This is a genomic window from Hydrogenophaga sp. H7 (assembly GCF_002025745.1).
Taxonomy (GTDB): domain Bacteria; phylum Pseudomonadota; class Gammaproteobacteria; order Burkholderiales; family Burkholderiaceae_C; genus Hydrogenophaga; species Hydrogenophaga pseudoflava.
In genome coordinates, this window is sequence record NZ_MCIC01000001.1 from 735435 (window position 1) to 761151 (window position 25717).

General features: G+C 67.8%; 24 protein-coding genes and 1 riboswitch. Of the genes, 17 read left to right on the top strand and 7 right to left on the bottom strand.

Annotated features, from left to right (window positions below):
* Positions 1–39 precede the first annotated feature (39 nt).
* From BC358_RS03570 to BC358_RS03600, 7 genes are all read left to right on the top strand, one after another.
* Positions 40–1584, top strand: coding sequence for a glycosyltransferase family 39 protein (locus tag BC358_RS03570; protein ID WP_143434146.1), 1545 nt, complete (start codon positions 40–42; stop codon positions 1582–1584).
* Positions 1585–1657: 73 nt separating this feature from the next.
* On the top strand, positions 1658–2731 hold the full coding sequence (locus BC358_RS03575; RefSeq protein ID WP_079364679.1) for a BMP family ABC transporter substrate-binding protein: 1074 nt from the start codon (positions 1658–1660) through the stop codon (positions 2729–2731).
* 74 nt (positions 2732–2805) lie between these two features.
* Positions 2806–4080: a guanine deaminase gene (gene guaD / locus BC358_RS03580; protein WP_079364680.1), complete on the top strand. Its 1275-nt coding sequence runs from the start codon at positions 2806–2808 to the stop codon at positions 4078–4080.
* 37 nt (positions 4081–4117) lie between these two features.
* Entirely contained in the window at positions 4118–4687 is a 570-nt protein-coding gene (gene dcd, locus BC358_RS03585; protein ID WP_066156404.1) for a dCTP deaminase, read from the top strand.
* Positions 4688–4857: 170 nt separating this feature from the next.
* The gene (locus BC358_RS03590) at positions 4858–5961 is read left to right on the top strand and encodes a fatty acid desaturase (protein ID WP_079364681.1); all 1104 of its coding nucleotides are present in this window, start codon (positions 4858–4860) and stop codon (positions 5959–5961) included.
* 112 nt (positions 5962–6073) lie between these two features.
* A complete protein-coding gene (locus BC358_RS03595; protein ID WP_079364682.1) occupies positions 6074–6973 on the top strand; it encodes a neutral zinc metallopeptidase in 900 nt (299 codons plus the stop codon).
* A 68-nt stretch (positions 6974–7041) separates the two neighbouring features.
* Entirely contained in the window at positions 7042–8508 is a 1467-nt protein-coding gene (locus tag BC358_RS03600) for a DEAD/DEAH box helicase (RefSeq protein ID WP_079364683.1), read from the top strand.
* An 11-nt stretch (positions 8509–8519) separates the two neighbouring features.
* On the opposite strand, the gene BC358_RS03605 is transcribed toward BC358_RS03600, so the two are convergent.
* Positions 8520–9350 carry a symmetrical bis(5'-nucleosyl)-tetraphosphatase gene (locus BC358_RS03605; protein WP_079364684.1) on the bottom strand — a complete coding sequence of 277 codons (831 nt, stop codon included), beginning with the start codon at positions 9348–9350 and terminating at the stop codon, positions 8520–8522.
* Positions 9351–9359: 9 nt separating this feature from the next.
* On the opposite strand from BC358_RS03605, the gene BC358_RS03610 reads away from it, so the two are divergent.
* Positions 9360–10658: a hemolysin family protein gene (locus BC358_RS03610; RefSeq protein WP_079364685.1), complete on the top strand. Its 1299-nt coding sequence runs from the start codon at positions 9360–9362 to the stop codon at positions 10656–10658.
* Here BC358_RS03610 and BC358_RS03615 read toward each other — a convergent pair.
* Positions 10645–11538 (bottom strand): LysR family transcriptional regulator, encoded by an 894-nt coding sequence (locus tag BC358_RS03615; protein ID WP_079364686.1) that lies wholly within the window; start codon positions 11536–11538, stop codon positions 10645–10647. The two genes, BC358_RS03610 and BC358_RS03615, sit on opposite strands and share 14 nt — an antisense overlap.
* 116 nt (positions 11539–11654) lie before the next feature.
* Between BC358_RS03615 and BC358_RS03620 the strand changes: the two genes are divergently transcribed.
* Genes BC358_RS03620 through BC358_RS03635 form a run of 4 tightly spaced genes read left to right on the top strand, consistent with a single transcriptional unit; the run spans position 11655 to position 16653 of the window.
* Positions 11655–13076: a form I ribulose bisphosphate carboxylase large subunit gene (locus BC358_RS03620; protein ID WP_079364687.1), complete on the top strand. Its 1422-nt coding sequence runs from the start codon at positions 11655–11657 to the stop codon at positions 13074–13076.
* 38 nt (positions 13077–13114) lie between these two features.
* Positions 13115–13462: a ribulose bisphosphate carboxylase small subunit gene (locus BC358_RS03625; RefSeq protein WP_347232073.1), complete on the top strand. Its 348-nt coding sequence runs from the start codon at positions 13115–13117 to the stop codon at positions 13460–13462.
* Positions 13463–13475: 13 nt separating this feature from the next.
* Complete coding sequence (locus tag BC358_RS03630) at positions 13476–14279, top strand: CbbQ/NirQ/NorQ/GpvN family protein (RefSeq protein WP_066156425.1); 804 nt, start codon at positions 13476–13478, stop codon at positions 14277–14279.
* A 16-nt stretch (positions 14280–14295) separates the two neighbouring features.
* The gene (locus BC358_RS03635) at positions 14296–16653 is read left to right on the top strand and encodes a nitric oxide reductase activation protein NorD (protein ID WP_079364688.1); all 2358 of its coding nucleotides are present in this window, start codon (positions 14296–14298) and stop codon (positions 16651–16653) included.
* 10 nt (positions 16654–16663) lie between these two features.
* Here the strand turns inward: BC358_RS03635 and BC358_RS03640 are convergent, their stop codons facing one another.
* Positions 16664–17743 (bottom strand): ornithine cyclodeaminase, encoded by a 1080-nt coding sequence (locus BC358_RS03640; RefSeq protein WP_079364689.1) that lies wholly within the window; start codon positions 17741–17743, stop codon positions 16664–16666.
* A gap of 128 nt (positions 17744–17871) precedes the next feature.
* Between BC358_RS03640 and BC358_RS03645 the strand changes: the two genes are divergently transcribed.
* On the top strand, positions 17872–18291 hold the full coding sequence (locus BC358_RS03645; protein WP_066156652.1) for an Lrp/AsnC family transcriptional regulator: 420 nt from the start codon (positions 17872–17874) through the stop codon (positions 18289–18291).
* Positions 18292–18319: 28 nt separating this feature from the next.
* Here the strand turns inward: BC358_RS03645 and BC358_RS03650 are convergent, their stop codons facing one another.
* The gene (locus tag BC358_RS03650; RefSeq protein WP_079364690.1) at positions 18320–20620 is read right to left on the bottom strand and encodes an ATP-dependent DNA helicase; all 2301 of its coding nucleotides are present in this window, start codon (positions 20618–20620) and stop codon (positions 18320–18322) included.
* 67 nt (positions 20621–20687) lie between these two features.
* On the opposite strand from BC358_RS03650, the gene BC358_RS03655 reads away from it, so the two are divergent.
* From BC358_RS03655 to BC358_RS03670, 4 genes are all read left to right on the top strand, one after another.
* Positions 20688–21509: a hypothetical protein gene (locus tag BC358_RS03655; RefSeq protein ID WP_079364691.1), complete on the top strand. Its 822-nt coding sequence runs from the start codon at positions 20688–20690 to the stop codon at positions 21507–21509.
* A gap of 25 nt (positions 21510–21534) precedes the next feature.
* Positions 21535–21707: riboswitch (yybP-ykoY riboswitch) on the top strand.
* Between the two features lie 13 nt (positions 21708–21720).
* On the top strand, positions 21721–22299 hold the full coding sequence (locus BC358_RS03660) for a TMEM165/GDT1 family protein (protein ID WP_079364692.1): 579 nt from the start codon (positions 21721–21723) through the stop codon (positions 22297–22299).
* A gap of 93 nt (positions 22300–22392) precedes the next feature.
* Complete coding sequence (locus BC358_RS03665) at positions 22393–23196, top strand: ABC transporter permease (RefSeq protein ID WP_079364693.1); 804 nt, start codon at positions 22393–22395, stop codon at positions 23194–23196.
* A 3-nt stretch (positions 23197–23199) separates the two neighbouring features.
* Positions 23200–23949, top strand: a complete 750-nt coding sequence (locus BC358_RS03670; protein ID WP_066156447.1) for an ABC transporter ATP-binding protein — start codon at positions 23200–23202, stop codon at positions 23947–23949.
* Positions 23950–24104: 155 nt separating this feature from the next.
* Here BC358_RS03670 and BC358_RS03675 read toward each other — a convergent pair whose 3' ends face one another.
* The 3 genes from BC358_RS03675 to msrB are packed head-to-tail and all read right to left on the bottom strand — an operon-like array spanning position 24105 to position 25650.
* Complete coding sequence (locus BC358_RS03675; protein ID WP_066156450.1) at positions 24105–24317, bottom strand: SlyX family protein; 213 nt, start codon at positions 24315–24317, stop codon at positions 24105–24107.
* Positions 24314–25234 carry a cysteine synthase A gene (gene cysK / locus BC358_RS03680; RefSeq protein ID WP_079364694.1) on the bottom strand — a complete coding sequence of 307 codons (921 nt, stop codon included), beginning with the start codon at positions 25232–25234 and terminating at the stop codon, positions 24314–24316. Before cysK ends, BC358_RS03675 begins: the two co-directional genes overlap by 4 nt.
* A complete protein-coding gene (gene msrB / locus BC358_RS03685; RefSeq protein WP_079364695.1) occupies positions 25231–25650 on the bottom strand; it encodes a peptide-methionine (R)-S-oxide reductase MsrB in 420 nt (139 codons plus the stop codon). The genes cysK and msrB overlap by 4 nt, the downstream gene beginning before the upstream one ends.
* Positions 25651–25717 lie beyond the last annotated feature (67 nt).

The window sequence follows — 25717 nt, forward strand, 5'->3', positions numbered from 1 at the left end:
CCACAATTTCGCCCATTCGTTTGGCGAAGGAGTGGGGCGGTGACGATGCGCAAGACGGGGCTGCCGTGGCAATGGTTGCCTGTGCTGGCCGTGCTGGCCTGGGCCCTGTTCCTCAGGCTGGACTACTTTGCGCCCGGGCGTTCCCTCTGGCTCGACGAGGCGATGCTGGGGGTGAACATCCAGCGCCAGAGCCTGTCCGGTCTGGTGCAGCCGCTGCTGTACGACCAGGCCGCACCACTGGGATTCCTCCTGCTCCAGTGGCTGATCCACCACCTGCTGGGTGGCTCCGACGACCTGTTGCGGGTGGTCCCTCTCCTGGCCGGTCTGGCCCTGCTGCCGATGGTGTTCCTGCTGGCGCGCCAGGACGGCAGCAGGCCCTTCGCCTGGTTGGCCCTGGCGCTGGTGGCGCTGGCGCCGGAGCATGTGCGCTACAGCAGCGAACTCAAGCAGTACTCGCTGGATGCGCTGGTGGCGGCCTATCTGATGTGGTGTTTCGGCGAGGCACTGAAGCAGCCAGCCGAGTCGCGGGCGCGCACACGACTGGCCTTGTCCGGTGCACTGTCGGTGTGGTTTTCCCATCCGTCGGTGTTCGTGCTGGCCGGGCTGGGCGGCGCGGTGGTGTTGCCGCACTGGCGCGAGCTGCGCGCCCCGTCGTTTCTCCGCTCCTGGGGCGGCGTGGCCGCCGCCTGGGCGATCAGCTTCGCGGTGCTGTACCTGCTGCACCTTCGCCATGTGGCGGCCAACCCGTCCCTCATCGACTTCTGGCGCCGCAGCTTCGCGCCGCTGCCGCCCTGGTCGCACTGGGGCTGGTACCGCGCGAGCCTGTCGGGCGTTCTGAACCATCTGTTCTCTTTTCACGCGGGCGCGGTGCCGTCGCTGTTGCTGCTGGTTGGGACCGCGTCGCTCTGGGTGCGCCGACGGCCCCTGGCCCTGGCCATGGTGCTCACGCTGGTGGCCACGCTGGTCGCCTCGGCGCTGTCGCGCTACCCGTTCCACGGGCGGTTCCTGCTGTTCATGATGCCCGCCGCTGCCCTGGCGCTGGCCGAAGGGGTGGAGCGCTGCCGTCAATGGCTGCGCGACCGGCACCCGGGGCTGTCAGGCAGCGTGTACCTCGGACTGGCCAGCCTGCTGCTGTTCCATGCCGTTGACCTTGACAGGCAGCATCTGCGGGACCACCCGGTGATGGAGGAGATCAAGCAGCTGATGAAGGAGGTGGCTGACCACCGGCGCGTTGGGGACCAGATCTATGTGTACTACGGCGCGGTGCCCGCGTTCTCCTTCTACGCAGCGCGGTACGGGTTCGAAACCGGCGAGTTTGTTGAAGGGACTTTTCACCGCTGGGAGCCGGCGCTCTACCTGAGCGAGATCGATCGTGTGCTGGGCGCGGGCCGGACCTGGTTCGTTTTCAGCCACAACTGCAACCACTGCCGGCCGCGCGTCAGGGTCAACGAGCAGCGTTTCATCCTCGACCACGCGGACCGCCGGGGAGCGCTGATCGAACAACTGGACGGCCCCGGCACCACGGCCTACCTGTACGACCTCGGACCGCCACGGTCCGACCCGGGGCTGGCAGCACACCGGTAAAATCACGTCCCAGCGAGCCGGTGCTTCCCCGGCTCGCTTTTTTTGTCTTCCGGAAGCCATGTAGAGGACCACCATGTACAAAAACCTCGCTGCCGCGCTCGCGGCCGCCTGTTTTTTCTCCCCCGCTTTTCCCCAATCCACGGCGCCGGTCAAGGCCGCGTTCGTCTACGTCGCGCCACTCACCGACGCCGGCTGGGTGCGCCAGCACGACCAGGGCCGCCTGGCCGTGGAGGCCGCGCTGCCTGGCCAGGTCAAGACCAGCTACGTCGAGAACGTGGCCGAGGGCCCGGACGCCGAGCGCGTGATCCGCGACCTGGCCATGCAGGGCCACCAGATCATCTTCACACCCAGCTTCGGCTACATGGAGCCCACGCTGAAGGTCGCGCGGGAGTTCCCGAACGTGAAGTTCGAATCGGTCACCGGCTACAAGACTGCGCCCAACGTGGCGGCGTCCAATGCGCGCTACTACGAAGGCCGCTACCTCGCCGGCATCGCCGCCGGCCGGATGGCCACGCAGGCCGGCTACGTGGCGGGTTTCCCGATTCCCGAGGTGCTGCAGGGCATCAACGCCTTCACCCTGGGCATGCGTTCGGTGAATCCCCAGGCCACCGTGCGCGTCGTGTTCCTCGGTGAGTGGTTCAACCCGCCGCGCGAGCGCGACGCGGCCATGAGCCTGATGAACCAGGGCACCGAGGTACTGGCCTTCCACACCGGCTCCAATGCGGTGATGGTGGCCGCGCAGGAGCGCGGCAAGCTGGCTGTGGCCTACCACTCCGACATGCGCAAGGTCGCGCCGGACGCGCAGGTCGCTGCCGTCACCCACCAGTGGGGCGACTACTACACCCGCCGCGTCAAGGCCGTGCTGGACGGCAGCTGGAAGAGCGCACAGGTCTGGGGCGGTGTGCGCGAGGGCATGATCCGCGTCGACAGCTTCGGCAGCAAGGTGCCGGCCGCCGTGCAGGCCGAGGTGCTGGCGCGTCAGAAAGACATGGCCAACGGCCGGCTGACGGTATTCGCTGGGGGCAAGACGGGTGTGAAGGACAACGAGGGCAAGACCATGATCGCCGCCGGCCAGTCGCTGGACGATGGCGCCATCCTGGGCATGAACTGGCTGGTCGAGGGTGTGGCCACGAAGCTGCCGCGATGACCCGCGCCGCCAAATGGTGACTATGTGGCAGGCGCTATGCTGCCGGTCCCTGGAGCCGCTAAGCTCCGGGGGCGATGAAAGCCTACCGTGCCGCCCTCCTGAGATTCGATGACCAAGGCCTGCCGCTCTACGACAGCGACGGCCTGCTGGTCGTCGGCCCCGATGCCACCGGTCGCAAGGTGGTGCGCGCCGCGGGCAGCCACGACGCACTCATCGACCGCTTGGCCGGTGTCGCAGTTGAAGACCTGCGCGGCCACCTGATCGCGCCCGGCTTCATCGACCTGCACGTGCACTACCCGCAGACCGACGTGATCGGTGCACCGGCCGCCGGCCTGTTGCCCTGGCTCGAAAACTACACCTTCCCGCACGAGAGCCGTTTTGCCGACAAGGCCTATGCCCGTGGCGTGGCGGAGTTTTTCTTCGACGAACTGGCGCGCCATGGTGTGACCACCGCGCTGACGTTTGCCACTTCGCACCCGGTCTCGGTGGACGCCGCCTTCGAAGCCGCCCAGGCGCGCGGTCTGCGCTTCATCACTGGCAAGGTGCTGCAAGACCGCCACAGCCCCGACGGTGTGCGCGACCAGACCGGGCAGAGCCTGGTCGACACCGAGGCACTGATCCGGCGCTGGCACGGTGTCGACCGCCTGGGCTACGCCATCACCCCGCGCTTCGCCCCCACCAGCAGCGACGCGCAGCTGCGCGGTGCCGGCGAGCTGGCGGCGACATACAGCGATGTGTGGATCCAGTCGCATGTGGCGGAGAACCGCGACGAAGTGAAATGGGTGGCCGAGCTGTATCCGCAGGCCCGCAGCTACCTGGGGGTGTACGGCGACTTCGGCCTGCTGCGCGATCGTGCGGTCTATGCCCACTGCATCCACCTGGACGCTCACGACCGCATCCTCATGCGCGAGACCGGTGCGGCGGCGGCCGTCAGCCCCACCAGCAACCTGTTCCTGGGCAGCGGCTTCTTCGACTACGCCGCCGCCGACGCGGCCGGCATGCGCTACGGCCTTGCCAGCGATGTCGGTGGTGGCACCAGCTTCTCGCCCTTCCACACCATGCTCGCCGCCTACTACATCGGGCGGGAGGGGCACACCAAGCCGGGCCTGAGCCTGACGCCCGGCCAGCTCTGGTGGCAGCACACGGCCGGCGCTGCGCGCGCACTGGGCCTGGAGGGGGTGGTGGGCAACCTCACCCCGGGTCATGAAGCCGATTTCGTGGTTCTGGATCCGAAGGCCACGCCGCTGCTGGAGCGCAAGACGGCACAGGCCGATTCACTGGATGAGCTGCTGTTTGCGCTGATCGTGCTGGGCGACGACCGCCTTGTCGCAAAGACCGTGACGGCGTGATCCTTACAATCTGCGGCTTACCTCCGGAGCACGCAGCATGAGCATCAAGAGCGACAAATGGATCCGCCGCATGGCCGAGCAGCACGGCATGATCGAGCCTTTCGAGCCGGGCCAGATCCGGCAGAACGCCGCGGGCCAGAAGATCGTCAGCTATGGCACCAGCAGCTACGGCTACGACATCCGCTGCGCACCCGAATTCAAGGTCTTCACCAACATCCACAGCACGGTGGTGGACCCGAAGAACTTCGACGAGAAGAGCTTCGTCGACATCAACTCCGATGTCTGCATCATCCCGCCCAACAGCTTCGCTCTGGCGCGCACCGTGGAGTACTTCCGCATTCCGCGCAGCGTGCTGACCATCTGTCTGGGCAAGAGCACCTATGCCCGGTGCGGGATCATCGTCAACGTCACGCCCTTCGAGCCCGAGTGGGAAGGCTATGTGACGCTGGAGTTCTCCAACACCACGCCCCTGCCCGCCAAGATCTACGCGGGTGAAGGCTGTGCCCAGGTGCTGTTCTTCGAGAGCGATGAGGTCTGCGAGACCAGCTACAAGGACCGGGGCGGCAAGTACCAGGGGCAGGTGGGCGTGACCTTGCCCAAAACCTGAGACGGCGTTCTCTAGACGGAAAAACCCATATTTTTGGCTTGACTTTTGTCAGGCAGGTTTCATCGCTGCCCGATAAAATCAAGAGGTTTGCCCGATTTCACCCCAATCCGGTGCGAAATTGCCCTTCCAAATGATGCCCGTCCGCCGGGCGCCCGCTTTTCTCGACCAGCATGTCCGAATCCACCTCCGCCGCTTCTTCGCCTGAACCGATTCCCCTCGGGCAGCCCCTGCCTCACCGCAAGGTGATCCGGGGCTGGCTGACGCCGATCGCCGAGCAGCGCACGGCCATGGGCATCGTTCTGCTGGCCGTCGACTGGGCGGTTTTCCTGGCGCTCATCGTCGGCACGGTGCTGCTGGACGCCTGGTGGGCCAAGCTGCTGTGCGGCCTGGCCGCGGGTTTCGTGATCGGTCGCCTGTTCATCATCGGCCACGACGCCTGTCACCAGAGCTACACGCCGCACCGGGGCCTGAACCGCATCCTGGGCCGCATTGCCATGGTGCCCTCGCTCACCCCCTACAGCCTGTGGGAAGTCGGCCACAACGTGGTGCACCACGGCTACACCAACCTCAAGGGCGTCGACTTTGTCTGGGCCCCGCTGACCAAGGAAGAGTTTGAAGGCCTGACGCCGGGCCGCCGCTTCATGGAGCGCATCTACCGCAGCGGCTGGGGTCCGGCGCTGTACTACCTGGTCGAGATGTGGTGGAACCGCATGTATTTCCCGCGCAAGACCTACATGGGCACCAGCCGCCCCGAATTCACGCGCGACGGCGTGTTCGTGACCGTCTACGCCGCGCTGTGGATCGCCGCACTGATCGGTGCCGCCTACGCCACCGAACAGTCCGCCTGGGCCCTGGTGGGCTACGGTTTTGTCATCCCGTTCCTGTTCTGGAACGCGATGATCGGCTTCGTGGTCTACGTGCACCACACCCACACGGCGGTGCAGTGGCACGACGACAAGCACGCCTGGGCCAAGGCCGCGCCCTTTGTGTCCACCACCGTGCATCTGACCTTCCCGATGAAGATCGGCGCGCTGATGCACCACATCATGGAACACACGGCGCACCATGTGGACATGAGCGTGCCGCTGTACAAGCTCAAGAACGCCCAGAAGCTGCTGGAGTACACGCTGCCCGGCCGCATCATCATCCAGCGCTTCTCCTGGCGCTGGTACTTCGAGACCGCGCGCAAGTGCAAGCTCTACGACTTCACGCGCCGCTGCTGGACCGATTTCCAGGGCCGCCCGACCAGCGATTTCAAGCCGGCTGTGGCCTGAAATCCTCAGCCCCGGTACTTTCTCAAGCGCTGCCTCGGCAGCGCTTTTTATTGCTGCTTTCGTTTGCATAATGTGGCGATGGCCCCGCCGCAGGCGGCCCGAGGAGCAGTGCATGAAATGGGAAAACAACCGCCAGTCGGACAACATCGAGGACCGCCGCAACCAGCCGGGAGGCGGCATGTTTGGCGGCGGTGCCCCGCGCCGTGTGGGCGGACGTGGCATCGGCTTCGGCACCATCGTGATCGCGCTGATCGCGGGCTGGATCTTCGGTATCAACCCGCTGACCATCCTGGGGGCGCTGGGCGACGGGGGTGAGCTGGTGTCCGGCCCTGCTCAGACGGTACCGGCGGGGAGCACCGACAGGCCGGACGATGAGATGGGGCGCTTCGTCTCCTCCGTGCTGGCTGGCACCGAGGATGTCTGGACCGCCATGTTCCAGCAGGGTGGTGCCCAGTACCAGCAGCCCCGGCTGGTGCTGTTCCGGGGCGCGACACCCACGGCCTGCGGGACGGGGCAGTCCGCCATGGGCCCGTTCTACTGCCCGGGCGACCAGAAGGTCTACATCGACCTGAGCTTCTACGACACTCTGCGACGCCAGCTCGGTGCGCCGGGCGACTTTGCCCAAGCCTATGTGATCGCGCACGAGGTGGGGCACCACGTGCAGAACCAGATGGGCCTGACGGAAAAGATGGAGCAGGCCCGGCGCCGTGTCAGCGAGCGCGAATACAACGCGCTGTCGGTGCGGCTGGAACTGCAGGCCGACTGTTTTGCCGGCATATGGGCGCATCACAACCACAAGAGCAAGGCGATCCTGGAACCCGGCGATGTCGAGGAAGCGCTGAATGCGGCGGCCGCCATCGGCGACGATGCCCTGCAGCGCAAGAGCCAGGGGCAGGTGGTCCCGGACAGCTTCACCCACGGCACCAGCGAACAGCGCCAGCGCTGGTTCCACAAGGGGCTGGAAACCGGCAGCGTGCAGGCCTGCGACACCTTCAACACGCGGGCCCTCTGAGTGCCGCTGCCCAACATTTGGGCAATCAAGGGTCAAAGTGAGACAATAGACGGCTAACCTGAAAGTCCATGACCCAATCCTTTTCCGAACTCCAGCTCTCGCCCAACCTCGCCCGTGCCATCGCGGAAATGGGCTACGAGAGCATGACACCCATCCAGGCGCAGGCCATTCCGGTCGTGCTGCAAGGGCGCGACGTGATGGGTGCCGCGCAGACCGGCACCGGCAAGACGGCGGCCTTCTCGCTGCCCCTGCTGCAGCGCATGCTCAAGCACGAGAACGCCTCCACCTCGCCCGCACGCCACCCGGTGCGCGCCCTGGTGCTGCTGCCGACGCGCGAACTGGCCGACCAGGTGGCCGACCAGATCAAGCAGTACGCGAAACACACCCAGCTGCGCAGCACGGTGGTGTTCGGCGGCATGGACATGAAGCCGCAGACGCTGGAGCTCAAGAAGGGTGTCGAGGTGCTGGTGGCCACGCCGGGCCGTCTGCTGGACCACATCGAGGCCAAGAACTGCGTGCTCAACCAAGTCGAGTACGTGGTGCTCGACGAAGCCGACCGCATGCTGGACATCGGCTTCCTGCCCGACCTGCAGCGCATCCTGAGCTACCTGCCCAAGACCCGCACCACGCTGCTGTTCTCGGCCACCTTCTCGCCCGAGATCAAGCGCCTGGCCAGCAGCTACCTGCAGGACCCGATCACCATCGAGGTGGCCCGCTCCAACGCCACGGCCTCCACGGTGGAGCAGCATTTCTACCGCGTGGACGACGACGACAAGCGCCAGACGCTCAAGCAGATCGTCAAGGAGCGCGGTGTGACGCAGGCCTTCGTCTTCGTCAACAGCAAGCTCGGCTGCGCGCGCCTGGCCCGTTCGCTGGAGCGTGAGGGTCTCAAGACCACGGCCCTGCACGGCGACAAGAGCCAGGACGAGCGCCTGAAGGCGCTGGATGCCTTCAAGAAGGGTGAAGTCGACCTGCTGGTCTGCACCGATGTGGCCGCGCGCGGTCTGGACATCAAGGACGTGCCGGCGGTGTTCAACTTCGACATTCCGTTCAACGCCGAGGACTACGTGCACCGCATCGGCCGCACGGGCCGCGCCGGCGCCTCGGGACTGGCCGTGTCCTTTGTCAGCGGCAAGGACACGCGCCTGATGGCCGACATCGAGAAGCTGATCGGCAAGAAGCTTGAGCTCGAAGCGCTGGAGTTGGAGGCCGACCGCAAGCCCGCTGGCCGTTTCAACGACGGCCAGCGCGCCTGGCGCGAAGGCGACGACGAAGGTCGCCGCGAGATCCGCCAGGCCCGCGAAGCGCGCGAGCCCCGTGAACCGCGCGAAGAACGCCGTGCATCGCGTCCGGCGCGTGCGCCTGCTGACCCGCTGTTCGACAAGCCCTATGAGCCCGCCCTGGCGGCAGACGCCAAGCCGTCCTGGGAGGCCGCGGCAAAACCGGCGGCCACCAGCCGCCTGTCCCCCAACATCAAGTCCCGCAAGAAGGTGCCGGCGCTGTTCAAGGCTTCGGCTCCGGCGGAAAACACCTGAGCCCGCGGGGCTCAGGCGCCCGGCTTCTGGGCCTGCGCGCAGCGCACGCTGATGCGTTCGGCATCGCCGTCGGACCCGATCCGGGCCGCGGTCAGGCAGCCGCCCCACACGCACCCGGTGTCCAGCGCCAGCAGATCGTGGCGCGGCACCTCGCCCAGGGTGGACCAGTGCCCAAAGGCGATGCGGGTGCCCTCGGCGCGCCGCTGCGGTACATCGAACCACGGCATGAAGCCCGCAGGCGCTGATGCCGCGCTGTCCTTGGTCTCGAACTCCATCACACCGTCGGCGCTGCAGAAGCGCAGCCGCGTGAGCGCGTTCACGATCACGCGCAGCCGGTCGAGCCCGTGGAGCTGCTCGCTCCACCGGTCAGGCCGGTTGCCGTACATGTTGTGCAGGAACACGCCCCAGTCCGGACCGCGCAGCTCGCCCTCGAGCTCGGCCGCCAGGGCCAGCGTCTGCGCCGCGTCCCACTGTGGCAACACACCCGCATGCACCATGAGCCAGCCCTGCCTCTGCAGCGCCAGGGGGCGTGCGCGCAACCAGTCGAGCAGGGCAGCCCGGTCGGGGGCCTGCAGGATGTCGTCCAGCGTGTCGCTGCGATGCGGCTTGCGCACGCCGTGCGCGACCGCCAGCAGGTGCAGGTCGTGGTTGCCCAGCAGGCAGTGGGCGCTGGCCTCCAGCGCCACCATGCGCCGCAGCACTGCCAGCGACTGCGGTCCGCGGTTGACCAGGTCGCCCAGCAGCACCAGGGTGTCGCGGCTGGGAGAAAACGCGATCTCGTCGAGCAGGCGGGCCAGGGCGTCGTCGCAGCCCTGCACATCGCCGATCAGGTAAAGTGCCATCGCCCGATTATGGATACCCTGCTGATCATTTTTCTCACGCTGCTCAACGGCGCGTTCGCAATGTCCGAGATGTCCCTGGCGGCCAGCCGCAAGGCGCGCCTGGCGGCGATGGCAGAGGTGGGCGACAAGGGCGCACAGACAGCGCTGCATCTGCTGGAACACCCCACGCAGTTCCTGTCGTCGGTGCAGGTGGGCATCACTTCCATCGGCATGCTCAACGGCATCGTCGGCGAGGCGGCGTTCAGCGACGATCTGTCGGCCTGGATCCGCACTTTCGGCGTGGCCGACGGCACCGCCCAGGGCGTGGCCACCGGCATCGTGGTGGCGGTCATCACCTTCGTGACCATCGTGTTCGGGGAACTGGTGCCCAAACGCATCGGCCAGCTGTACCCCGAAACCGTGGCCCGCTGGGTCTCGCGCCCGATGGCCTACGTCGCCAAGGGGGCCAAGCCCTTCGTCTGGCTGCTCACGCACACCACGCAGTGGGTGCTCAAGCTGCTGCGCATCGACACCAGCGCGCAGCAGATCGTGACCGAAGAGGAAATCAACGCCAGCCTGGAAGAGGGGGTGGACGCCGGCATCATCGAGGCGCACGAGCACCAGATGGTGCGCAACGTGTTCCTGCTGGACGACCGGCAGCTGATCTCCATCATGGTGCCGCGCGCCGATATCCACTGGCTGGACGCCGCCGACAGCATTGAGGGCGCCGCGGCGCAGGCCTGGTCGGTGGGGCACTCGTGGTACCCGGTATGCCGCGGCGGGCTGGACGATGTGGTGGGCGTGATCCACCTGCCCCGCCTGCTGGCCTTGCGCGAGGCGGGCACGGCCGGAACCATCGGCGAGCATGCCCAGCCCGCCACCTTCGTGCCCGAGACCCTGACCGGCATGGAGCTGCTGGAGCAGTTCCGCGAGCGCGCCACGCGTATGGCCTTCGTGGTGGACGAGTACGGTGTGGTGCAGGGGCTGATGACGCCCATGGACCTGCTGGAGGCGATCACCGGCGAGCTGTCGCCCGAGCGGCCGGTGGACGCCTGGGCCACGCCCCAGGCCGACGGCTCCTGGCGCGTGGACGGTGCCATGCCTGTGGCCGAGCTCAAGGCCCGCCTGGACATTGATGAGCTGCCGGATGAGGACAAGGGCCGCTACAACACCGTGGCCGGCCTGATGCAGGCCGAGGCCGGCCAGTTGCTCGCGCAGGGCGAGGGCGTCGACTGCGCGGGCTGGCACTTCGAGGTGATCAAGCTCGAAGGCCGGCGCATCGACCAGGTGCGCATCAGCCCCTTGGCCCAGCCCCTCACCGATGGGTGAACAGCCAGTCCTTGAAAGCCTGTGCCGCTGCTGACAGGCGCTTGCCGCGCGGCACCACCACGTGCCAGCGGCGGATGAGCGGGAAGCCTCTCACGTCCAGCTGAACCAGCTCGGCCAGCGCAAGCTCCGCCGTCACCGTGTGGGCCGACAGCACGGCCAGGCCCAGGCCGCCGGCCACGGTCTGCTTGATCGCCTCGTTGCTGCCCACCTCCAGCCGGTTCTTCATCGTGATGCCGTGGTCGGCAAAGAACTTCTCCGATGTCAGGCGCGTGCCCGAACCGGGTTCGCGCAGGATGAACGGTTCGCTTCTCAGCCGTTCGGGGGCGATGCGCTTCTTGCCCACCAGGGGGTGGTCGGGCGGCGCCACCAGCACCAGCGGGTTGTCGGCAAAGGCCTCGCTGACCACGTCCATCTGATCGGGCGGCTGGCCCATGATGTAGAGGTCGTCCTCGTTGCCCGCCAGGCGCTGCAGCAGCTTCTCGCGGTTGCCCACCACCATCGCCACGTCGATGCCCGGGTGCGCCGCGCAGAAGCCGCCGAGCAACTTGGGCACGGTGTACTTCACCGTGGTCAGGATGGCCAGCTTGACGCTGCCGCGCTCGACCCCCTGAAGCGCGGCGAGGTCTTCGCCCAGCCGTTCCATGCGCGCCTCGATGTCCTCGCAGGCCGCAGCCAGCGTGCGGCCGGCAGCGGTCAGGTAGATCTTCTTGCCCAACTGCTCGAACAGCGGCTGGCCCACCGATTCCGACAGCTGCTTGACCTGCAGCGACAGCGTGGGCGGCGAGAGGTGCAGCGCCTCGGCGGCGCGCGCGAAGCTGCCGTTCTGCGCGACGGCGTGAAAGATGCGCAACTGGTGCAGGGTGGCGTGCCGCAGACTCACGGGGGTGTTCAGTATGTTTTGAAAATCAAAACGTAATCGTCAGGACATTTTACTTTTATTTATTGTTCTGAAGGCCAAGAATCCGCTCCATCAACACCCAACCAGGAGCACAGCAGATGGCGACGAAGACCTACAACGCGGGCGTCAAGGAGTACCGCAGCACGTACTGGGAGCCCCACTACACCCCCAAGGACACCGACATCCTTGCGTGCTTCAAGATCACCCCTCAGTCGGGCGTGGACCGCGAGGAAGTGGCCGCGGCGGTCGCGGCCGAGTCGTCCACCGGCACCTGGACCACGGTCTGGACCGACCTGCTGACCGACCTCGACTACTACAAGGGCCGCGCCTACCGCATCGAGGACGTGCCCGGCGACGACACCTGCTTCTACGCCTTCGTGGCCTATCCCATCGACCTGTTCGAAGAAGGCTCGGTGGTCAACGTGCTGACCTCGCTGGTGGGCAACGTGTTCGGCTTCAAGGCCCTGCGAGCCCTTCGCCTGGAAGACGTGCGCTTCCCGATCGCCTACGTGAAGACCTGCGGCGGACCGCCCCACGGCATCCAGGTCGAGCGCGACATCATGAACAAGTACGGCCGCCCGCTGCTGGGCTGCACCATCAAGCCCAAGCTGGGCCTGTCGGGCAAGAACTATGGCCGCGCCGTGTACGAATGCCTGCGCGGTGGCCTGGACTTCACCAAGGACGACGAGAACGTCAACAGCCAGCCCTTCATGCGCTGGCGCCAGCGCTTCGACTTCGTGCAGGAGGCGATCGAGAAGGCGCAGCGCGAGACCGGCGAGCGCAAGGGCCACTACCTGAACGTGACCGCGCCCACGCCGGAAGAGATGTACAAGCGCGCCGAATACGCCAAGGAACTGGGCGCGCCGATCATCATGCACGACTACCTGACCGGCGGCTTGTGCGCCAACACGGGTCTGGCCAACTGGTGCCGCGACAACGGCATGCTGCTGCACATCCACCGCGCCATGCACGCCGTGCTCGACCGCAACCCGCACCACGGCATCCACTTCCGCGTATTGACCAAGGTGCTGCGCCTCTCGGGCGGTGACCACCTGCACTCGGGCACCGTGGTGGGCAAGCTCGAAGGCGACCGCGCCTCCACCCTGGGCTGGATCGACCTGATGCGCGACAGCTTCATCAAGGAAGACCGCAGCCGCGGCATCTTCTTCGACCAGGACTTCGGCTCCATGCCCGGCGTGATGCCGGTGGCCTCGGGCGGCATCCACGTCTGGCACATGCCGGCGCTGGTCAACATCTTCGGCGACGACTCGGTGCTGCAGTTCGGCGGCGGCACCCTGGGCCACCCCTGGGGCAACGCCGCTGGCGCAGCCGCCAACCGCGTGGCGCTGGAGGCCTGCGTCAAGGCGCGCAACGAAGGCGTGGCGGTTGAGAAGGAGGGCAAGGCCGTGCTGCTCGAAGCCGCCGAGCACTCGCCCGAACTGCGCATCGCCATGGAGACCTGGAAAGAAATCAAGTTCGAGTTCGACACCGTGGACAAGCTCGACATCGCCCACAAGTGAACCCGCACCCCATCAACGCAAAGGACACCACCATGAGCATGCAGGACTACCACAGCCGCCTCTCCGACCCCGCCAGCCGCAAATTCGAGACCTTCTCCTACCTGCCAGCGATGAGCAACGACGAGATCCGCAAGCAGGTGGCGTACATCGTCGGCAAGGGCTGGAATCCGGCCATCGAACACACCGAGCCGCAGTACCTGATGGACTCGTACTGGTACATGTGGAAGCTGCCGATGTTCGGCGAGACCGACATCGACCGCATCCTGGCCGAGGCCGAGGCCTGCCACAAGGCCAACCCGGACAACCACGTGCGCCTGATCGGCTACGACAACTTTTCGCAGTCGCAGGGTGCGTCGATGGTGATCTACCGCGGAAAGACCGTCTGAACGGGGAGGGCCCATGAGCGAAACATTGGATGCCTACAGAGTCTCGCAGCAACCCTACTACCGACCCGTCGCCGACGAGGTCGAGCTGTTCGAAGCCGCGTACTCGGTGCGCATGCCCATGATGCTCAAGGGTCCCACCGGCTGCGGCAAGACGCGCTTCGTCGAGCACATGGCCTGGAAGCTGAACAAGCCCCTGATCACCGTGGCCTGCAACGAAGACATGACGGCCAGCGACCTGGTCGGCCGCTTCCTGCTCGACGCCAACGGCACCCGCTGGCAGGACGGCCCGCTGGCCACCGCCGCGCGCCACGGCGCCATCTGCTACCTCGACGAGGTGGTCGAGGCGCGCCAGGACACCACCGTGGTCATCCACCCGCTGACCGACAACCGCCGCGTGCTGCCGCTGGAAAAGAAGGGCGAGCTGGTCAAGGCCCACCCGGATTTCCAGATCGTCATCTCCTACAACCCGGGCTACCAGAGCCTGATGAAAGACCTGAAGCAGTCCACCAAGCAGCGCTTCGGTGGTCTTGACTTCAACTACCCCGAACACGCGGTCGAGGCCGAGATCGTGGCGCACGAGACTGGCGTGAGCGCCGACGTGGCCGGCAAGCTGGTCGGCATCGCCGAGCGCGCGCGCAACCTCAAGGGCCACGGCCTGGACGAAGGCATCTCCACCCGCATGCTGATCTACGCAGGCAGTCTGATCGCGCAGGGCGTGGCCGCGCAGGCCGCGTGCCGTGTGGCCTTGGTGCGTCCGATCACGGACGACCCGGACATGCGCGACGCGCTCGACGCGGCGGTCGCCACGTTCTTCTGATCTGAGAAGGTCGGCCATGAGCGTCCACCTGCACGACCACGCCGAGTGGACCGACCAGTTGGACCCGGGCTCGCTGGAGCTGCTGGAGCGTTGCTGGCCGGATGCGACCAAAGTGTTCTCGGCGCGCGGGCTCGACAACTATGTCAAGGGCGCCGCCGCGTTGCGCGGCCTCGGCCGTGGCCACGAACTGGTCAACGCCTGGATCGATGGCGCGCCGCAGGTGGCCAAAGAGATCGGCGAGGACGTGGTGGGCGAACTCGCGACCACCGCGCTGCTGCTCGCGTCCAAGACCTCGGGCGCGGTGATCGAGCTGGTGCTGGCCACCGCGCCCACCGCCGCACGCCGCCTGGCCGACGGTGCGCTGTTTCTGCAGTACCTGCAGTTCCTCAACACGCTGGTGGCGCAGGCGCCGCGCGGCCTGCGGCCCATGCTGGGGCAGCTCGACGCGCTGTTCGGCCAGCTCACGTTGGGCGGCCTGCGGCGCTGGGCCACCTGGGGCGCGCAGGCCCACCGCACCAACTACGAGGAGCAGATCGCCTACTTCGGCCTGCAGTCCAAAGAGTCGCTGGCCATGCTGCAGAAGGAGCGCAAGGGCACGCTGCTGGTGGACGTGCAGCGGCGCATCAACATGTATTTGCGCGCGCTCTGGGGCCGCGACTTCTTCATGCGCCCGACGGCGGGGGATTTTGAATCCCGTGATGGTTACCGCCCTTTCATCGAGGACTATTTCATCCACCTGCCCGACGCGTATGACGCGGTGGACGGCCACAGCGGCACGGTGGATGCGACCGAGCTCTACCGCGCCGCCGCCGCGCACGCCGCGGCCCACGTGGTGTTCACGCGCCGGCCGATCTCGGCCGAATCGCTCAGTCCCTGGCAGATGGCGCTGATCGGTGTGGTGGAGGACGCGCGCATCGAGGCGCTGACGCTGGCGCGGTTCCCGGGCCTGCGCCCGCTGTGGGCCAGCCTGCACACCGCGCAGGCCACCCAAGACAAGACCGCCGGCGACTGGCTGGGCCGCCTGGCGCGTGCGCTGCTCGATCCGGCGTATGAGGACGCCAACCCCTGGATCGCCCAGGGCCGAACATTGTTCGCCGAGGCGACGCAGCGCCTCCAGGCCGATCCGCACGACAACACCGTGTCGTGGGACATCGGCGTGCAGCTGGCGCACAGCTACCGTGAACTCACGCAGGGGCCGGCGTTCCAGCCGCGCACCGACGTGCAGACCGCGGCCTACCGCGACGACAACCGCTACTTCTGGGCCTTCGACGGATTCGACTTCGAGCGTTCCATCGCCGCCGGCTACGAGCCGCCGCAGCAATTGCGCAAGCAGGTCAACCTGATGGAGTTCGTCAACGAACTCGAGGTGGAGGGCGCGGGCGACGACGCGCAGGAGATCTGGGTGCTCGGCACCGAGCTGTTTCCCTACGAAGACCTGGGCGTGTCCTTCAACGAAAGCGAAGGCCGCGAGCCGGTGCTGCCGCCGGTGCACTACGGCGAGTGGGACCACCTGATCCAGCTCGAACGCCCGGCCTGGGCCACGGTGCAGGAGCGCCGACCCAAAGCCGGCGACGCGGCGATGATCGACGGCATCCTGGCCGAACACCGGCGCCTGATCGGCCGCATGAAATACATCCTGGACGCGATGCAGCCGCAGGGCGTTCAGCGCATCCGCAAGCTCGAAGACGGCGACGAGATCGACCTCAACGCGGCGCTCGCGTCGGTGATCGAGATGCGCATGGGTCGCCAGCCCGACCCGCGCATCATGATGCGCAGCGTACGCAAGACGCGCGACATCTCGGTGCTGGTGCTGCTGGACCTCTCGCAGTCCACCAACGACAAGGTGGCCGGCCAGGAACACACGGTGCTGGAACTGACGCGCTCGGCCTGCGCGCTGCTGGCCGACGCGATCCAGAAGGTGGGCGACCCCTTCGCAATCCACGGCTTCTGCTCCGACGGCCGGCACGACGTGAACTACTGGCGCTTCAAGGACTTCGACCAGCCCTACGACGACCTAGCCAAGGCGCGTCTGGCCGGTATGGAAGGGCAGCTGTCCACCCGCATGGGCGCGGCCATCCGCCACGCCACTGCCGCACTGAAGGCGCAGCGCAGCAGCAAGAAGCTGCTGCTGGTCATCACCGACGGCGAACCGGCCGACGTGGACGTGCGCGACCCGCAGTACCTGCGGCACGACACCAAGAAGGCGGTGGAGGAGGCCAGCCGGAACGGCGTGACGACCTACTGCATGAGCCTGGACCCGCGCGCCGACCAGTACGTCAGCCGCATCTTCGGCGCGCGCAATTACCTGGTGGTGGACAAGGTGGAGCGCTTGCCCGAGAAGCTGCCGGTGCTGTATGCGGGGCTGACGCGCTGAGCGGCGGGACTCAGGCCGCTACAGCGGCCGTGGCCCGCAGCGAGCCGAACAGGTTCTTGGGATCGGCCAGCGGCGGCACCAGGGCGATGCGCTCGCCCAGGCCCAGATGCTCGGCGGTTTGCTGCATGAAGCGCAGGGCCGAGAAGTCTTCCAGCGCGAAGCCGACCGAGTCGAACACGGTGACCTGATCGGTGCTGTCGCGACCGCTGCGTTCGCCGCGCAGCACCTGCCAGAACTCGGTGACGGCGAAGTCCGCCGGCTGGTGCTGGATCTCGCCCTCGATGCGCGACTGCGGCTCGTACTCCACGAACACCTTGGACGCATGAAGGATGTCGCCGTGCAGTTCGGTCTTGCCCGGGCAGTCGCCGCCCACGGCGTTCAGGTGCATGCCGGGTTGAATCATCTCGGGCGTGAGGATGAGCGCGTTGCGCTTGTCGGCGGTGACGGTGGTGACGATGTCTGCGCCACGCACCGCCTCGGCCGTGCTGGCGCAGACGGTGACGCGCAGGCCGCTGCCCTGCAGGTTGCCCACCAGCTTGGCGCTGGCGGCCGGGTCCACGTCGTGCACGCGCAGCTCGGTGATGCCCAGCAGGTGCTGGAAGGCCAGGGCCTGGAACTCGCTCTGCGCGCCGTTGCCGATCAGCGCCATCACGCGGCTGTCGGGGCGCGCCAGCACCTTCGCGGCCAGGGCCGACATGGCGGCTGTGCGCAGTGCGGTGGTCAGGGTCAGTTCGCTCAGGAACAGCGGTGCGCCGGTGGCCACGTCGGCCAGCACGCCGAACGCCATCACGGTCGACAGACCCAGGCGGGTGTTGCCGGGGTGGCCGTTGACGTACTTGAAGCTGTAGCGCTGCGCGTCGGCCACGGGCATCAACTCGATCACGCCGACGTCGGAATGCGCCGCCACGCGGGCCGTCTTGTCGAAATCGGCCCAGCGCAGGAAGTCGGCGCGGATGTTCGCGGCGATGGCCTCGATGCAGGCGGCCACGCCGTGGCGGCGCACCAGCTCGGCGGCTTCGGGGGCGCCCAGGTAGAGCGTGCCGGCTTCCACGAAGCGGGCGAGATCGGGGTTCTGGACGGTGGTTTTCATGGCTTGTCTCCGGGCAGCACAGGGGGAGCTGGCAGTGTGGCGGAGGGCAGAGGCAATGAAAACCGCCAAACTTGTACTGAAACGGCAGAAAATCGGTCACATCGACAGATTTCGCTGACGTTTTGATCATGGACGACCTCGACCAACGCCTCATCGCCCTGCTGCGCCAGGACGCGCGCCTCTCGGTGGCCGACCTGGCCCACAAGCTGCAGGTCTCGCGCGGCACGGTCACCAACCGGTTGCGCAAGCTCGAAGACACCCAGGTGATCGTGGGTTACACCGTGCGCCTCAAACCCGAGGCGCAGCCCGAGCGCATCCGCGCCTGGATGGGTGTTCAGGTGGAAGGCAACCGCACGCGCGAGGTGATCGCCAGCCTGCTGGGCGAGCCGTCTGTGGCGGCCCTGCACGACACCAACGGCCGCTGGGACCTGCTGGCCGAGCTGGCGGTGGGCTCGATGGCCGAGCTGTCGCAGGCGCTGGAGCGCATCCGCCTGCTCAGCGGCATCCGCGGCACGGAAACCAGCATCCTGCTGACTTCGTACCGCTGACCCTGCGCCGCCACGGTCGAGGCCGCCGTCAGGGCCGGGGCGCCACCTCGACCCGCCACCAGGACGGCAGCAGGCGCCGCACCTCGGCGCGGGCGAAGCGGTCGTCCAGCAGCCAGACGCAGCCCCGATCCTGTTCGGAGCGGATCACCCGGCCGGCCGCCTGCACCACCCGCATCAGGCCCGGGAACAGGTAGGTGTGGTCGTAGCCGTGGCCGGTGCGCTGCTGCAGCCGCTCGCGCATGCGCTCGTTCTCGGCGTTGACCTGGGGCAGGCCCAGGGTGGCGATGAAGGCGCCCACGAGCCGCTCGCCGGGCAGGTCGATGCCTTCGCCGAAAGCACCCCCCAGCACCGCGAAACCCACACCCTGGCCGCCTTCGACGAAGCGGGCCACGAAGGCGTCGCGCTCGGGTTCTTCCATGCCGCGCGTCTGCGCCCAGTGCGGCAGGTCCGGGTGGCGCTGCGCCAGCCGCTGCCGGGCCAGGTCCAGGTACTCGAAGCTGCTGAAGAAAGCCAGGTAGTTGCCGGGCCGCTCGTGGAACTGGGCGCCGATCACGTCCACCAGCGCGTCCAGCGAGCGCAAGCGGTCGGCGTAGCGGGTCGAGATCCAGGGCGCGATCCGCACCCGCAGCTGCTCGGCCGCGAACGGCGAAGGCAGGTCGACGTGTGCGGCATCGGCCGGCAATCCGAGCATCTCCTCCACATGCCCCACAGGGGCCAGCGTGGCGGAGAACAGGGTGGCGCTGTGCGCCCCCGCCCAGCGCGCTTCGAGCCAGGGCGCGGGCACCACGTTGCGGATGCGCAGCGTCGGCAGCCGCCGGCCACGCCCGCCCGGTGGTGCCGCCCACGGCCCCGCTTCGCACAGCGAGTGCTCGCCGAAGCCTTCGGCGATGCGCACGAAATGCAGCGCCTCGAACACCCAGTTCTGCAGCGCGGGGTCGGGTGCGGGACCGGGTTGCGGGGCCAGCAGATCGAGCAGGGTGTTGCAGGTGTTCTGCAGGGTGGTGGCCCAGTCGTCCGGCAGGCCGTCGGCCAGCGCCTGCGTGCCCTCGGCCGGCGGGAGGTCGCGGGCGAAGGCGCTCCAGCGCCGGTGCAGGGCGTCCATGGCTTTGCGGATGTCCGGGGTCGCCTCGTGCCGCAGGCGCAGGAACTCGTGCGCGTTGAGCGTGGCGCTGTACATGCTGCGCGCGCGGTCGATCAGGTTGTGCGCCTCGTCCACCAGCAGCGCGGTGCGCCAGCCCTGGTCTTCGGCCAGTGCGAACCAGTGCGCGCCCATATCGAACCAGTGGTTGTAGTCGCCCACCAGCACGTCGCACCAGCGCTGCATCTCCTGGCCGAGGTAGTAGGGGCAGACGCCGTGTGCCAGCGCCAGTGCGCGCAGGCGGTCCCGGTCCAGCCAGGCGGCCTGCGCCGCCGCCTCGCGCGCGGCCGGAAGCCGGTCGTAGAAGCCGCGCGCCAGCGGGCAGGACTCGCCGTGGCAGGCCTTGTCCGGGTGCTCGCAGGCCTTGTCGCGCGCCAGGCGTTCGAGTACCCGCAGCGGCAGGCGCGTGGGAGCGCCCAGCCGCTCCAGCGCGTCCAGCGCCAGCTGCCGGCCGGTGGTGCGCGCGGTGAGGAACAGCAGGCGGTCGGTGCCCTGGCCGGGCATGGCGCGCAGGCTGGCGAACACCGTGGCCATGGTCTTGCCGATGCCCGTGGGGGCCTGGGCCAGCAGGTGGCGCGCGCGGGTGTTGGCGCGGTACACATCGGCCGCCAGTTCGCGCTGCCCGGTGCGGAACGAGGGAAAGGGAAACGCAAGCGCCGTCAGGGCCTCGTCCCTTGCATGCCGGTGCAGCTGATCGGCCCAGGCCCAGGCGAAGTACCGCTCGCACAGGTCCTCGAAGAAGGCCCGCAGCGCATCGGCGGTGCAGGTCTCGGTCAGCACCGTTTCCTGCCCGCTGTCGATGTCGAAATAGACCAGGGCCACCTCGATCTGCGCCAGTGACAGCTGCTCGCACAGCATCCAGCCGTAGACGCGGGCCTGTGCCCAGTGCAGGGCCTGGTGGTTGGCCGGCACACGACCGGCGTCGCCGCGGCGGGTCTTGATCTCCTCGACGCGCCGGGCCACGGGGTCGAACCCATCGGCCCGGCCCTGCACCACCAGCGGGCCGAAGCGGGCGCTCAGCGCCAGTTCGCGCTGGTAGCCGGCGCCGCGCCGCGCGGTCACGGTCTGGTGCCCCGCGATGCCTTCGACGCCGGTCGGCGAGGGCGTGAAACGCAGGTCGAGGTCGCCGCTGCGCGCGGTGAAGTGGCACAGCGTGCGCACCGACACGGCGATGTCGACGACCGGAAACATGGGCGGATGAACCAAGGGAAACACCAGAGGGAGCTGGTCATCGTACTGGATATATAGTCAGTCCATCATGGATGCCGCATCCGATTCCCCACACGATCCTGGCCCCGCGCTCACGCGCATCCACCACCGGCGCCTGCGCGAGATCCACCGCTCGGCCGGCTGGCCCTGCCAGGACATGGTCGAGGTGGAGCTGCTGGCCGCGGGGCTGCTGGAGCGGCGGCTGGACCAGGGGCGGGAGACGCTGCGCGTCACCGAGGCGGGCATCCAGGTGCTGGCGCGGGTGTTCGCCGGCAACAAGGCGGCGCGCTCGGCCCACGAGGCCCTGGTGGAGCAGGTGGCGACGGCGATGGCGCGGTCCGGGCGCCTGGCCTGGCGGGGGCTGGCGCTGCGGGTCGCGCTGCCCATGGAACTGCTGACGGGAGAGTTGCCCGAACCGATGGCCGCCGAGCCGGCGGCGCAGGGGCTCTGGACCGAGCTGGCCGCGCCCGAGCCACCCCCGGCGCACGGCTGGTGCATGGCCTGTCCCGACGTGTTTTCGATCCGCAACTCCTCGGTGGAGGCCTACCTGGAGCCGGTGGTGCACGAGATCAAGGTGCACCGCTCGGACCTGCTGGGCGACCTCAAGAAGCCGGCCAAGCGCGCCGCCTACCTGGGCATGGCCGGCGCCTGCTGGTACGTGCTGGGGGAAGACACCAAGGGGCGACCCATCGGCGCGCCCGACGAAGTACCGGCCGAGTGCGGTGTGATGCTGGTCGAGCGCGGTGCGCTGCGGGTGGCGCGCGAGGCGCCCCGGCGTGCGGTGGAGCGGCTGCCGTTCCACGTGTGGATGGCGCTGGCCAAGGCCGGGCCGGCCTGGCGCGAGGACGACCCGTCGCAACAGGCGCTCTGAGGGCGCGCGCGGCGCCGGCTACAATCGCCCGGTCATTGGGGAGTAGCCGCTCTTCACCTTGAAGAGGCCCGCGTCAACACACTTGTCCGTTCCCGGACATGGCGCAGGCAGTCCCGCACCTGGCAAGACCTTTGACCACGATGCTCCGCATGAGGCCGGGGTGCGTCGTGGTCAAACGCGTTCTGTGCCGGCCCGTGAAAGTTTTCCCCACATGGAATCCCTGCTCGTCTCCACCGGAGTTGTCGCGCTCGCCGAAATCGGCGACAAGACGCAACTGCTGGCCTTCATCCTCGCCGCGCGCTTCAAGAAGCCGCTGCCCATCATCGCCGGCATCCTGCTGGCGACCATCGTCAACCACGGCCTGGCCGGTGCGCTGGGCGCCTGGATCACGGCGCAGGTGAGTCCAGAAGTCCTGCGCTGGGTGCTGGGTGCCTCGTTCATCGGCATGGCGGTCTGGACACTGATCCCCGACAAGATCGAGGAAGAGGAAACCCAGGTGGCGCAGAAGCTGGGCGTGTTCGGCGCCACGCTGATCACCTTCTTCCTGGCCGAGATGGGCGACAAGACACAGATCGCCACGGTGGCGATGGCGGCGCACTATGCGACGCCGCTGCTGGTGGTGATCGGCACCACCCTGGGCATGCTGATCGCCGACGTGCCGGCGGTGTTTGTCGGCGACCGCCTGGCCAACAGGATCCCGATGAAGCTGGTGCACTCGATCGCCGCCGGCATCTTCGCCGTGCTGGGGGTGGCCACCCTGCTGGGCGCGGGTTCCAGTCTCGGTTTCTGATGAGCGCCAGCCGGGTTGTGGGGCGCCCATGGTAGCCTCGCGCCCGGCATTTCAAGGCAGAGCGTGGGTATACCGCGCAGGAATCAGGACACCATGGGTTCAGTCGGGGACTGGCGCCAGGCGCCAGCGGTGCGGGATATTGCCGCGGGGCTCAAAAGCTGGCCCATCGTCAGCTTCATGGCGCTGAGCGACGTGCGCGCGCGCTACAAGCGCAGCGTGCTCGGGCCGCTCTGGCTGACGCTGGGAACCGCCATCGGCTCCATGGGGCTGGGCCTGCTCTGGAGCGAGCTGATGAAGGTGCCGGCGTCGCAGTTCGTGCCGACGCTCACCGCGGGCCTCATCCTGTGGCAGTTCATCGCCGGCGTGCTGAGCGAATCGAGCACGGTCTACGCGCGCCAGGCCTCGGTGATCCGCAACCTCAGCCTGCCGCTGTCGATCTACCCGCCGCAGCTGGTGCTGCGCCATCTGGTGAACCTGGTGCACAACCTGCCCATCTTCCTGATCGTGGCGCTGGTGTACGGCGTGCCCGTGAGCTGGCACACGCTGCTGGTCGTGCCGGCCATGCTGCTGCTGACCCTCAACCTCTACTGGGTGTGTGTGGTGGTCAGCATCCTGGGCGCCCGCTTCCGCGACCTGGAATACATCATCGGTGCAGTCCTGCCCCTGCTGATGTTCATCAGTCCGGTGTTCTACCGGCCCAACTACCTGCCGTTCAGCGAGGCGATCCTCTGGTTCAACCCGCTGTCGCACGCCATCGAGCTGGTGCGCTCGCCGCTGCTGGGGCACGCGCCGCCGGACTTCGTGATCTGGTCCAACCTGGGCGGCCTGGCCGTCGGACTGTGCCTGGCGTTCTGGCTGTTCAACAACAAGCGCGACCGCATCGCGTTCTGGATCTGAACCATGGCACGGCTGACCCTGAAGAACGTGACGGTCCAGTACCCGATCTACAACAGCCGCAGCTTCTCGCTGCGCAACCAGATCATGCGTGTGAGCACTGGCGGACGCATCGAGAGCGAGGCCGGGCAGGTGAGCGTGGTGACCGCGCTCAAGGACGTGTCTTTCGACCTGCGCGACGGCGATGCGGTGGCGCTGATGGGCCACAACGGTGCCGGCAAGAGCACCATGCTGCGCACCCTGGCGGGGGTCTACACCCCGATCTCGGGCCAGATCGTGCGCGAAGGCCGGGTCTCGACCATGCTGGAACTCGGCGCCGGCATCGACGGCGAACTCTCTGGCTACGAGAACATCACGCGCATGGGCGTGCTGCTGGGCATGAGCCTCAAGGAGATTGAGGCCCATGTGCCGGATATCGAGCAGTTCTGCCAGCTCGGTGACTTCCTGCGCCTGCCGGTGCGCACCTACTCGTCGGGCATGTCGACCCGCCTGATGTTCGCGGTGGCCACCACCGTGCAGCCCGACATCCTGCTGGTCGACGAGATTTTCGGCATGGGCGATGCGGAGTTCCAGGTCAACGCCAAGCGGCGCATGGAGAGCCTGATCGAGAAGGTCGGCATCTTCGTCTTCGCCACCCACAACGACGAGCTGATCGAGCGCTACTGCAACCGCTTCTTCCGTCTGGAGCACGGCAACGTGCGCGAGATGACACGCGACGAGGCACTGGCCGCCCACTTCGCGGCCACCGGACGCTGAGCGCTCAGACGATCCGGCGCCGGGCCGCCCCAAGCCGGATCCGCCCCCGCGCGGCGGCGGAGCGTGGGGGCCTCAGTATCCGGCGCCGGGCCGCCCCAAGCCGGATCCGCCCCCGCGGGGGGCAGCGACCCGCGCGGCGGCGGAGCGTGGGGGCCTCAGTAATGCGGTGGCAGCTCGTCGCGCAGGCTGCGGAACCCCGCAGGCTGCGACTCGTCGTTGCGCTGCCGCAGCTGGGCGACCTCGTGGATCAGCATCGCGATCTGGTCGTGCTGCCGGGCCACCATGGTGTTGAGCGTCTCGACCAGATCGTCCAGGTAGCTGATCTTGATTTCCAGCTGCGTCAGCCGCTCGCTGTCGGCCGTGTTCATGCCGGCAGGAAACCGTCGACCGAGAGGTAGCGCTCGCCGGTGTCGTAGTTGAAACCCAGCACCTTGGCACCGGCCGGCAGCTCGGGCAGCTTCTGCGCGATGGCCTGCAGCGTGGCGCCCGAGGAGATGCCGACCAGCATGCCTTCCTCGCGGGCGCAGCGGCGGGCCATCTCGCGCGCCGGTTCGGCGTCGACCTGGATCACGCCGTCCAGCAGCTCGGTCTTGAGGTTGCCGGGAATGAACCCGGCGCCGATGCCCTGGATCGGGTGGGGCGCCGGGCTGCCGCCGGAGATCACGGGCGAGGCCACCGGCTCGACCGCATACACCTTGAGCTGGGGCCATTGCGCCTTGAGCACCTGGGCGCAGCCGCTGAGGTGCCCGCCGGTGCCGACGCCGGTGATCAGCACGTCCAGGCCTTCGGGGAAGTCGGCCAGGATTTCCTGCGCCGTGGTCTTGGCGTGCACCTCGATGTTGGCCGGGTTGTCGAACTGCATCGGCATCCAGGCGCCGGGCGTGCTGGCCACGATTTCCTGTGCTCGGGCGATCGAGCCCTTCATGCCCTTTTCGCGCGGCGTCAGGTCGAAGCTGGCGCCGTAGGCCAGCATCAGGCGGCGGCGCTCGATGCTCATGCTGTCGGGCATCACCAGGATGAGCTTGTAGCCCTTGACCGCGGCCACCATGGCCAGGCCGATGCCGGTGTTGCCCGAGGTGGGTTCGACGATGGTGCCGCCCGGCTTGAGCGCGCCCGAGGCCTCGGCGTCTTCGACCATCGACAGCGCGATGCGGTCCTTGATCGAGCCGCCGGGGTTGCTGCGCTCGGACTTGATCCACACGCTCTGGCTGGCGCCGGCGAACAGGCGGTTGATGCGGATGTGCGGCGTGCCGCCGATGGTCTGGAGGATGTTCTGGGCTTTCATGTCGGGTCCTTGGGTTGCAGGTCGATGGAGGCGGAGTTCATGCAGTAGCGCAGGCCGGTGGGTGCGGGGCCGTCCTCGAACACGTGACCGAGGTGCGCGCCGCACTGGCTGCAGACGGTTTCGGTGCGCACCATGCCGTGGCTGCGGTCGGTGATCTCGGTGATGGCGCCGGGAATGGCCTTCCAGAAGCTGGGCCAGCCGCAGCCGGCGTCGAATTTGGTGCCCGAGTCGAACAGGTGGTTGCCGCAACAGATGCAGTGGTAGCTGCCGTCGGCCCAGACCTGCTCGTACTTGCCCGTGAACGGGCGCTCGGTGTAGGCGTGCCGCGTGACCTGGAAGGCCGCGGGTTCGGCGCCTTTCTCGGCGAGCAGCTCGCGCCACTCGGCCTCGGTTTTCTGGATCGGGAAGTTGCTCATGGCGGTGCTCCGGAACCACTGGATGGGGTGGAGCGGGCATTGTGCCTGCAGGGCTGCGAGCGTGCAG